Raw genomic sequence first — 7689 nt, 5'->3', positions numbered from 1 at the left:
GCAGTATACCCCGAAACGGTGAATATCAGAACTTCTGCGGTCGCAGGACCTCGACCTCCGACAGATGGCAGATCATTGCATAGTTGTCGTAGTAGCGCTCCTGCAGGTGATGAACGATCCGTTCTGCCCGCTCGCGCCCGCAGATCACCTCGAGGCGAATGTTGCCATCGTTATCCCAGCCGGCACTGCGTACCCCTCGGGTACCGCTGCCGCGCGCATCGGAAAGGGTCCAGCCGGGAGCGCCGAGACGTTCCAGATCCTTGAGAATCCGGGCTTCGAGGGCTGCTTCGCAGACCAGTGTGAGCAGAGTGCGGGTTGACATGCTCATGGGTGCTCCTCAGGCGGCCAGCCATTCGGCCAGCGACAGGTAAAGGGGTATGCCGACCAGTATATTGAAGGGGAAGGTGATACCCAACGATGCGGTAAGCGACAGTGCCGGATTTGCCTCGGGCAAGGCCAGGCGCATCGCGGCGGGCACCGCGATGTACGAGCCACTGGCAGCCAGCGTGGCAAGGACGGTAATACCTCCCACCGACAGGCCCAGCAAGTCGCCGAGCAATGCGCCGATCAGCGCTCCAAACAGCGGGAAGGCCAGGGCGAACACCACCAGGCGCGGCCCCGAGGTACGCAGGCTGCCCAGATGCCGTGAAGCGATCAGGCCCATTTCCAGCAGAAAGAACGCCAGTACCGGTTTGAACATGCTGGTATACAACGGTTCCAGCGGCGCTATGGCTTCCTTGCCGGCGAGCACACCGATGATCAGGCCGCCAAGCAGCAGCATGATGCTCTTGCCGAGGAACACCTCATGACTGAGTGCCTTCCAGTCGGTATCGCGGCGTACGCCCTTGGCCAGCAGAATGCCGACGATGATTGCCGGGACCTCGAGTACCGCTACGAACAGCGGCATGTAGCTCTCGAACACGATATCGCGGGCCATCAGATAGGCGATAACCACAGCGAAGGTACCGGCACTTACCGAGCCATAGTGGGCAGCAATACTGGCTGCATCCACGCGCGGAAAGCGCAGCATGCGCAACAGCGGAAAGGCCGCTAGCGGCAGTGCGATACCCAGCGCCAGTACCGCGAGGGTCTGCCCCAGCAATGCCGGACTGGCCTGCGCGGCCAGTTCCACCCCGCCATGCAGACCGATGGCCAACAGCAGGAGGATCGACAGCGTGTCGTAAAGCCCGGGTGGCAACTTGAGCTCGCTTTTCACCAGACCGGCGATCAGGCCGAAGACGAAGAACATTACTACCGGATCAAACCCCATGCTTTCCTCCTGGAAGGCAGTTGCATACCCCAAGCTTCAAGCTGCAAGCGACCCAGAGCGTCCCGGAGCTGAAACGCTCGTCAACGACTCGGGCCATTATTGCGGCTTGCGGTTTGTGGTGCGCCGCCACCGTTATTCTATTTCGATCAGTATTTCGCCCGGGTTGACCCGGTCGCCCTTGGCAACGTTGACCGCCTTGACGGTGCCGCCCACGGCTGCCTGAATCTCGCTCTCCATCTTCATCGCTTCGCTGACCAGTACAGCCTGCCCGGCCTTGACCGTGTCGCCTACCTTGACCAGTACATCCACTACGTTACCAGGCATGCTGGTGGTCACGTGGCCTGGCTGGTTGGCCTGTTTGCGTTGATTGCCTCCGCCAGTACCGGCGAAAGTGTTCAAGGGTTCGAACACGGCTTCTTCGGGCATGCCGTCCAGGCTCAGGTAGAAGTGGCGCTTGCCGTCGCCCTTGACGCTGACGCCGGTGATATCCACGCGGTAGCTTTCGCCATGCACATCGATGATGAACTCGGTGGGTGCACCGTCTTCCACCATGGGCTTGCCGGGTGTGCCCGTGGCCCCCGCAACAGGCAGGAGTTCTTCCGGCTTGAGCGTACCGGCAGCGCGCTCCTCCAGAAACTTGCGGCCCATGTCCGGGAACATGGCATAGGTCAGCACGTCTTCTTCGCTTTGCGCTAGCGTGCCGACCTCAGCACGCAGCTTGTCCATTTCCGGCTTGATCAGGTCCGCCGGGCGCACATCGATCACCTGCTCGTTGCCAATTGCACGGCGCTGCAGGTCCTCATCCACCTGACCGGGCGCCTGACCGTAGCGGCCTTGAAGGTACAGCTTCACTTCATTGGTAATGGTCTTGTAGCGCTCGCCGGCCAGCACATTGAATACCGCCTGGGTGCCGACAATCTGCGAGGTCGGTGTGACCAGAGGCGGGAAGCCGAGGTCGGCGCGTACCCGCGGAATTTCCTCAAAGACTTCCTGGATGCGGTTCAGTGCATTCTGTTCCTTAAGCTGGTTGGCCAGGTTGGACATCATCCCGCCGGGCACCTGGTTGACCTGCACCCGCGTATCCACGCCGGTAAACTCGCTCTCGAACTGGTGGTACTTCTTGCGCACGGCATGGAAGTACATACCGATTTCCTGCAGTAGCGCCAGGTCCAGCCCGGTGTCATAGGGCGTGCCTTTCAGCGCCGCAACCATGGACTCGGTGCCCGGATGGCTGGTGCCCCAGGCCATGCTGGATATCGCGGTGTCGATATGGTCAGCGCCGGCTTCGATCGCCTTGATCTGGCACATGGCAGCCATGCCCGCGGTATCGTGAGAGTGGATGAATACCGGCAGGCTGAGCTCGGCCTTGAGTGCGGTAACCAGTTCGGCGGTGGCGAACGGCGTGAGCAAGCCGGCCATATCCTTGATCGCGATAGAGTCGATACCCATCGCGGCCATGGCCTTGGCCTGCGCCACATAGCCCTTTACGCTGTGCACCGGGCTGGTGGTGTAGGCGAGGGTACCCTGGGCGTGCTTGCCGGCATCCTTGACTGCCTTGATTGACGTTTCCAGGTTGCGCACATCGTTCATCGCGTCGAAGATGCGGTATACATCGATGCCGTTCTCGGCAGTTTTGGCGACGAAGGCCTTCACTACATCGTCGCTGTAGTGGCGGTAACCGAGCAGGTTCTGTCCGCGCAGCAGCATCTGCAATCGGGTATTGGGCAGCGCTTCACGCAGCTGGCGCAGGCGCTCCCAGGGGTCTTCCTTGAGAAAGCGCACGCAGGCATCGAAAGTCGCGCCGCCCCATACTTCCAGCGACCAGTAACCGACCTGATCGAGCTTGTCGCAGATCGGCAGCATATCTTCGGTGCGCATGCGGGTGGCCAGCAGCGACTGGTGGGCATCGCGCAGGATGGTGTCGGTAACGGTAATCTTGCGGGTGGTGCTCATTGTCTGTTCCTCGTTAGCTGCAAGCTTCAGGTGCCAAGCTGCCAGCGGATCGATAGTTCTATGCGGCCTGACGCTTGCCGCGGTGTTTAGAGTCCGGCGTGCGCGGCAATTGCTGTGGCGATCGCCAGCGCCAGTTCTTCGGGTTTGCGTTTGACCGAGTAGCGGGTCAGTTCCGGATGGCTCTCGACGAAACTGGTGTCGAATACGCCGCTGCGAAATTCCTCGTTGCCCAGAATCTCCGCGTAATACGCTGCGGTGGTCTTCACGCCCTGCAGACGCATGTCATCCAGCGCGCGCAAACCGCGATCCAGTGCCTCTTCCCAGGTCAGGGCCCAGACAATCAGTTTCAGGCACATGGAGTCGTAATACGGCGGAATGCTGTAACCGGTATAGATCGCGGTATCCACACGCACGCCGGGACCGCCCGGCGCGTAGTAACGGGTGATCTTGCCGAAAGAGGGCAGAAAATCGTTCTTCGGATCTTCCGCGTTGATGCGGAACTGAATGGCAAAACCGCGATGCTGGATATCTTCCTGCTTGACCGAGAGGGGCAATCCGGAAGCGATGCGGATCTGCTCACGGACGATATCAATACCGGTGATCTGCTCGGTGATCGTGTGCTCCACCTGCACCCGGGTATTCATCTCCATGAAGTACACCTCGCCCTCGGCGAGCAGGAACTCCACGGTGCCGGCATTCTCATAGCCCACTGCCTGGGCTGCCTTGACCGCCAGGTCGCCGATATAGGCGCGCTGCTCAGGGGTCAGTTGCGGACTGGGCGCGATCTCGATCAGCTTCTGGTTGCGCCGCTGGATCGAGCAGTCGCGCTCGAACAGGTGCACGGTATTGCCGTGGCTGTCGGCAAGGATCTGCGCTTCGATATGCTTGGGATTGACGATGCACTTTTCCAGGAACACATCGGCGGAGCCGAAGGCCTTGGTCGCCTCGGAAATTACCCGCGGCCAGGCCTGCTCAAGCTCTGCCTGACTGTTGCAGCGGCGTATACCGCGGCCGCCACCGCCGGAGGTGGCCTTGAGCATGACTGGGTATCCTACGCGCGAGGCTTCCTTCAGTGCCTCCGGCAGGTCTGCCAGATTGCCCTCGGTACCGGGCGTCACCGGTACGCCGGCCTTTGTCATGCTGCGCCGGGCCTCGGTCTTGTCGCCCATACGGCGAATGACTTCGGCCGAGGGGCCGATGAACTTGATTCCCCGGGCGCTGCAGATCTCTGCCAGTTCGGCATTTTCCGACAGAAAGCCGTAACCGGGATGCAGTGCATCACAACCGGTTTCCACCGCCAGATTGACCAGTTGCCGGGCGTTTAGATAACCGGAAAGGGGATCACTACCCAGGTTGTAGGCTTCGTCTGCGCGTTTGACGTGGAGCGCGAAACGATCCGCCTCGGAATAGATCGCCACCGAGCGGATGCCCATTTCGGCGCAGGCGCGCACGATACGAACGGCAATCTCGCCACGGTTGGCTATGAGTATTTTCTTGATCACGTCCTGCTTCCTCCTGGTGGTGACCGGATGCACACAAACTACGCCAGCCTCTCTCGTAAGAGAAATGAATAATAATTGGATTATCTATTAGCAATTGCTTATACATATGCTGAACAGGTGCAATACAAGGGTAGACCAGGGTGCGTAAAACTCTTTTGCGGATGACGCTGCGGCAGTTGCAGGTGTTCCGCGCAGTGTGCGGTCATCACTCTTTCAGCCGCGCAGCGGAAGAAATGGCGCTGACGCAGTCTGCGGTAAGCCAGCAGATCCGCCAGCTGGAGGAGCAGGTAGAACAGCCGTTGTTCGAGTATGTCGGCCGCAAGCTCTATCTGACCGAGGCGGCCACCAGTCTGCTGGCGGCAAGTGATGATATCTTTGATCGCCTGGAAAGCCTGGACATGAGCCTTTCGACCTTGCAGGGCAGCTTGCAGGGCGAGTTGCGTCTGGCGGTGGTCAGTAGCATCCAGTACCTGACCCCCCATCTGCTCGCCGCGTTTCGTGAGCGCTATCCGAACGTGTCGTTCAGGCTGGAGATCGCTACGCGCGGTCAGGTCATCCAGCGCCTGCGCGATAACCTGGATGACGTGGTACTGATGGGGCTAGTGCCGGAGGATCGGGCGCTGGAGTTTTTCCCGTTCCTGAATAACCCCATCATCGCCGTGGCGAACCCGGATCATCCGCTCGCTGGGCGTCCCGCTCTGTCACTGGCAGAGCTGGAAAGCGTGACCGTGCTGCAGCGCGAGCCCGGGTCGGGGACACGCAAGGCCAGCGACGAATTCCTGCAGGAAAAGCGAGTGCATCTGCAGCGGCCGATGCAGCTCGGTTCAAGCGAAAGCCTGATTCAGGGAGCGATTGCCGATCTGGGCATAGCCATGGTTTCAGCCCATGCGGCGTCTGCGTTTTTGCGCAGCGGCGAGCTGGTCAGGCTGGACTTTACCGAGCTGCCCTTGTTCCGCAGTTGGTGCGCCGTGCACGCGAGAGGCAAGCGTCTCAGCCCTGTGGCCCAGGCATTCCTGGAATACCTGCGTACCGAACGTGCCCAGGTCCGCGCTCTGGCCGAGCGCTTCAGCAGCTGACCGCAAAAGATCAGTGCATCCAGATGCCTGGTCGCCGCGCTTCGGCAATCTCCGGGAAGTCGCAGACCTGGGCATGCAGGGCCTGACTCTCCCGATATTCTTCGATCGCCCGTCGATACGCCATGCGCTTGCGGTCTTCGTTCTGCCGGCGCTGCTTGCGCACCGAGCCGTTGCCATCCTCAAAATCCGAATCAAAGGCCATGGTGGTTCTCCGCTAAATGGATACCAGACCAACGTGCGCGCAGCTGATGACCGGGGGATGACAGCGAAGTGAAAGATCCTTGACGCTGGGTGCCAGCCCGGTTCAGGACAGGGAAACTCGCGTTACCATGGGGTGCGGTTTGTCATCCGCCGCCCCGCACTCAAGCTGGCGCGCAGGATAATGCATCAGCGACAGCCGCGACTCCCAGTTGCCATGGCTCTCATGGCGGCACTCCTCTTCAGTATCGAAGTGCACGTTCACATCTATGCCATCCACCTGCATCCGCGCTTCGCGCAGTGCGGTGGCCGTTAGCTGATACAGCAATCTGCCGCCGCCATTTTCCAGCGCGGCGGCAAGGTTTTCACGCTGGTCGAATATCCACACCACATGTATTCGCGACGGCTCGAGATAACCTTCAGCCATCGGCACGAACGACCCCAGCCCGACAATTTCCGGCCTGGCGGTATTCAACGCCCTGCTCAGCGCGGCCACCAGACGGTCAGCTGTGTCCAGTTGCTCCGCGTTCAAGATGAGGCGCTCCTGGCCGCTGCAGTTTTCATGCTTCGCGTACATGGCGTTCGAGCTGCTCCTGACGTTCCTTGGCTTCGATGCTCAGCGAGGCTGTCGGCCTCAGCAACAGGCGGCGTAGTCCGATCGGCTCGCCGGTTTCGGCGCACCAGCCATATTCTCCCCGGGCAATGCGATCAAGAGCCTGGTCGATCTTGTCGAGCAGTCTTTTTTCGCGTTCGAGGATGTTCAGCTGGGATTGGCGCTGTTCTTCGGCGCTGCCCACATCGGCCGGATCTGAAGGCGTCTCGTAGTCACGCAAACCCTGAAAGTCCCGGTCGATTCGCTCTCGCAATTCCTCGCGTTCGGTGAGAAGCATGTGTCTGAAGAATTCCTGCTGGGCCTCGCTCATATATTTATCGCTGGGCTGAGCGAGAAGCTCTTCCTTGGTCAATCGGGTTGTTTTCATAATGGTCGGCCTGTATTTGTTCTGTGGCCTAATTCAGAGCCGGATTGGGAGGTAGAAGTTCCCCCGGCAGCGGGAGCAGGACACAATAGGCTGCGATAGTAGATAAAACCGACGAGGACGAGTTGATGGAACAACGGGGCACGCTGCAGAGCTGGAATGACAGCAAGGGCTTTGGCTTTATCGAGCCAGAGGGCGGTGGCGAGACGGTTTTTGCGCATATCTCGATCATGCGCGGAGACGCGCGGCCCAAGCAGGGCGACGCTGTTCTGTATCTCGCGGACGAGGATGACAAGGGTCGCTTGCGCGCTACCCATATGCGCGGCGAGGGACTGAGCATTGATCGTGCATCAATCCGTCGTAAACCCCGGCAAAACGATCCGGGCAAGCGCAAGACTTCTGCCCCGTCCACCGCTAAAAATCCTCGCAACAACAGCCTTCCGCGTAACAGAGGAATACAGAATCTGCCGTTCAAGCTGGCAATCTGGGGCCTGCTCTGCATTCTGCCGTTACTGGGTTCGCTGATGCTCTACCGGCAGCAAGGCTGGATAGCACCATTGGCGGCATACTTCGGAGTCAGCCTGCTCAGCTTCTTCATGTACCGCTCCGACAAACGCAGGGCGCAGGAATTGGAGCAACGCACCCCCGAAAACCTGCTGCACCTGTCGGAACTACTCGGCGGCTGGCCTGGCGCACTGATTGCCCAGCAATGG

General features: G+C 60.2%; 9 protein-coding genes. 2 read left to right on the top strand and 7 right to left on the bottom strand.

Annotated features, from left to right (window positions below):
• Window positions 1–25 precede the first annotated feature (25 nt).
• The 4 genes from ABYA88_RS14315 to ABYA88_RS14300 form a co-directional block, all read right to left on the bottom strand.
• Window positions 26–328, bottom strand: coding sequence for a P-II family nitrogen regulator (locus ABYA88_RS14315; RefSeq protein WP_373188069.1), 303 nt, complete (start codon window positions 326–328; stop codon window positions 26–28).
• Window positions 329–337: 9 nt separating this feature from the next.
• Window positions 338–1270 carry a sodium-dependent bicarbonate transport family permease gene (locus ABYA88_RS14310; protein WP_373188068.1) on the bottom strand — a complete coding sequence of 311 codons (933 nt, stop codon included), beginning with the start codon at window positions 1268–1270 and terminating at the stop codon, window positions 338–340.
• 132 nt (window positions 1271–1402) lie between these two features.
• Window positions 1403–3223 carry a sodium-extruding oxaloacetate decarboxylase subunit alpha gene (gene oadA, locus ABYA88_RS14305; protein ID WP_373188067.1) on the bottom strand — a complete coding sequence of 607 codons (1821 nt, stop codon included), beginning with the start codon at window positions 3221–3223 and terminating at the stop codon, window positions 1403–1405.
• An 86-nt stretch (window positions 3224–3309) separates the two neighbouring features.
• The gene (locus tag ABYA88_RS14300; RefSeq protein ID WP_373188066.1) at window positions 3310–4725 is read right to left on the bottom strand and encodes an acetyl-CoA carboxylase biotin carboxylase subunit; all 1416 of its coding nucleotides are present in this window, start codon (window positions 4723–4725) and stop codon (window positions 3310–3312) included.
• Window positions 4726–4880: 155 nt separating this feature from the next.
• Between ABYA88_RS14300 and ABYA88_RS14295 the strand changes: the two genes are divergently transcribed.
• The gene (locus tag ABYA88_RS14295; protein WP_373188071.1) at window positions 4881–5801 is read left to right on the top strand and encodes a LysR family transcriptional regulator; all 921 of its coding nucleotides are present in this window, start codon (window positions 4881–4883) and stop codon (window positions 5799–5801) included.
• 10 nt (window positions 5802–5811) lie between these two features.
• On the opposite strand, the gene ABYA88_RS14290 is transcribed toward ABYA88_RS14295, so the two are convergent.
• From ABYA88_RS14290 to dksA, 3 genes are all read right to left on the bottom strand, one after another.
• Window positions 5812–6003: a PA3496 family putative envelope integrity protein gene (locus ABYA88_RS14290; RefSeq protein ID WP_373188065.1), complete on the bottom strand. Its 192-nt coding sequence runs from the start codon at window positions 6001–6003 to the stop codon at window positions 5812–5814.
• A gap of 102 nt (window positions 6004–6105) precedes the next feature.
• On the bottom strand, window positions 6106–6531 hold the full coding sequence (locus ABYA88_RS14285) for a hypothetical protein (protein WP_373188064.1): 426 nt from the start codon (window positions 6529–6531) through the stop codon (window positions 6106–6108).
• Between the two features lie 28 nt (window positions 6532–6559).
• A complete protein-coding gene (gene dksA / locus ABYA88_RS14280) occupies window positions 6560–6964 on the bottom strand; it encodes an RNA polymerase-binding protein DksA (RefSeq protein WP_373188070.1) in 405 nt (134 codons plus the stop codon).
• Between the two features lie 140 nt (window positions 6965–7104).
• Here dksA and ABYA88_RS14275 point away from each other — a divergent pair.
• Window positions 7105–7689, top strand: a 585-nt coding sequence (locus tag ABYA88_RS14275) for a DUF1294 domain-containing protein (protein WP_373188063.1), incomplete at its 3' end; no start/stop codon positions are given.

The organism is Halopseudomonas sp. (assembly GCF_041579695.1).
Lineage (GTDB): Bacteria > Pseudomonadota > Gammaproteobacteria > Pseudomonadales > Pseudomonadaceae > Halopseudomonas.
Note: the sequence above shows the minus strand (reverse complement) of the source record. Positions and strands in the feature narration are given on the sequence as shown.

What these genes read in the sequence shown, in the direction of transcription:
- ABYA88_RS14315 (WP_373188069.1), bottom strand. Translation starts at nt 328, where the DNA reads ATGAGCATGTCAACCCGCACTCTGCTCACACTGGTCTGCGAAGCAGCC.
- ABYA88_RS14310 (WP_373188068.1), bottom strand. Translation starts at nt 1,270, where the DNA reads ATGGGGTTTGATCCGGTAGTAATGTTCTTCGTCTTCGGCCTGATCGCC.
- oadA (WP_373188067.1), bottom strand. Translation starts at nt 3,223, where the DNA reads ATGAGCACCACCCGCAAGATTACCGTTACCGACACCATCCTGCGCGAT.
- ABYA88_RS14290 (WP_373188065.1), bottom strand. Translation starts at nt 6,003, where the DNA reads ATGGCCTTTGATTCGGATTTTGAGGATGGCAACGGCTCGGTGCGCAAG.